This window comes from Spirillospora albida, from assembly GCF_000718255.1.
Taxonomy (GTDB): Bacteria; Actinomycetota; Actinomycetes; order Streptosporangiales; family Streptosporangiaceae; genus Spirillospora; species Spirillospora albida.
Genome location: NZ_JOFJ01000050.1, coordinates 1 through 1,697 on the forward strand (window position 1 = coordinate 1; position 1,697 = coordinate 1,697).

Annotated in this window: 3 protein-coding genes; all 3 read right to left on the reverse strand. The window is 66.0% G+C overall.

Going from position 1 to position 1,697, the window contains the following annotated elements; all coding sequences use genetic code 11:
• Nucleotides 1-182 precede the first annotated feature (182 nt).
• Nucleotides 183-470, reverse strand: a complete 288-nt coding sequence (locus tag IE99_RS0128425) for a putative quinol monooxygenase (protein WP_030177457.1) — start codon at nucleotides 468-470, stop codon at nucleotides 183-185.
• 204 nt (nucleotides 471-674) lie between these two features.
• Nucleotides 675-863 carry a DUF397 domain-containing protein gene (locus tag IE99_RS0128430; RefSeq protein WP_030177458.1) on the reverse strand — a complete coding sequence of 63 codons (189 nt, stop codon included), beginning with the start codon at nucleotides 861-863 and terminating at the stop codon, nucleotides 675-677.
• The coding region (locus tag IE99_RS0128435) for a helix-turn-helix domain-containing protein (protein ID WP_211258957.1) at nucleotides 854-1,697 on the reverse strand (844 nt) is incomplete at its 5' end. The genes IE99_RS0128435 and IE99_RS0128430, both read right to left, overlap by 10 nt.

A 1,697-nucleotide genomic window follows, 5' to 3' on the forward strand; every position in this document is an offset into this window, starting at 1 on the left:
AATGCTGAGCCCGATGGACTACGAGGAACGACACCGAACCTCGAGCCCGACCACCTGACCCATCTCACCCCAGCTGTCCGTGCTACGGGGGGAACCTCATCCCCGTTGAGCAGTACCACGGCACCGGGCAGGCATGGCGGTACCCCCAATGACTCACAGCACTTACGAGGTGGGCAGCGGGGTCAGGTGAGGGAGCGGACGTCTGCGATGTCGTATTCGGCTACCGAGGCGGCCTGGATCTCTGCGGTCTGGTCATCGGTGGGGCCGCTGCCGCGGAACGCCTCGACCGCCGCCCGTGACTCCCACCGCTCGAAGACGTTGACGCGACCGGCGTCGATCAGATCCGCCGTGACGGCGAAATCCAGGCAGCCGTCCGCGCGCCGCGCCTGTTCGACAACACTCACGCATCCCGCGAGATAAGCGTCGCGCCGGTGCGGCTCGACGACGATATGCCCTGCGACGATCACCATGTGCTACTCCCTGCCGGATGAGGAATCGTCCGCCATAGAGCATGACCGCCGACCGAGCCCGAACTCATCGCCCAAGCGGACTGCGAGAGAGAGGGCGGTTAACGCCTTCGGCCGGGCAGAGAGAGCGCAGGCTACGAGGCTCCCAGCGTCCGGCGGCTGCGGGCACCCGATTGGCCGGACCGCCGCGACCGATGGACCAGGCCGTCAGTGGGTGGCGGGAGCGGCCTTCACGGCGCTGCGGAGGGCTGCGCGGGTCAGGAGGAGGACGGGGCCGTCCGGGTCCTTGCTGTCCCGTACCGCCACCGCGCCGGATACATCGGCCAGTTCCACGCAGTTGCCGCCGTTGGATGTGCTGTAGGAGCTCTTACGCCACTTGGTGTGCGTCAGGTCCATCTTTCTCGGACCACCTTTCTGATCAGTTCGCACGTCATCTCGCCTGTGAGCATCCGCACGCGGAGTTCGACCAGGGTCCGCGCAAGCTCTGTCAGGTCTTCCGGGTTGTCCGTGGTGATCGGACGTATCGCTGTCTCGACATAGGCGACCTCGCTGCGATCAGCCATGGTGGCGATCACGAAGGAACCGGAGTTGCCGTTGTGTTCGCCACTTGTCAACACTACTTGGATCGTGACGTTGGGCAATGCGCTGAGGGCGATCAGGTGTTCGAGCTGCTCCTTCATCGTCTCCGGCGTGCCGACCGGCCTGTGCAGCGCCTGCTCGTCCACCATGATCACTAGCGTGGGCGGCGCCGTCCCGTCCCCGGTGATGATGACCTGTCGGGCGATCCGCGCCTCAACGGCGTCTCGGTTGCCGTGCAGGATCGCCGACGCATAGGCCGGAGTCTGCACGAGCCCCGGCATCACTGACTGCTCGTAGCAGACCAGCATTGCGGCATCCGATTCGATCTGGGGCCAGTCGAACCAGATGGGGACGGGATGACCGTCCTTGTTCAGGTCTTCCCACAGGTTGATGAGCGCGCCGCCGGCCTCCAGGTGGTCGTCCACAACCTCGACGAAGGATCGAGTGGCCCGCCTCTTTCCTCCCTCGATCTTGCTCACCTGTGGAGCGCTGACCCGAGTCAGGTGGGCGATGGTCTCCTGCTTGACGTTCCTGGCCTCGCGCATCCGTCGCATCTGGCGACCGAAGGCGACGAGGGCGGGGGACTCGCGGGGACGCTGCCGACGCGGCGCCATCGGGACCTGCCTTTCTCTGCACACTGCCGACCGGGGC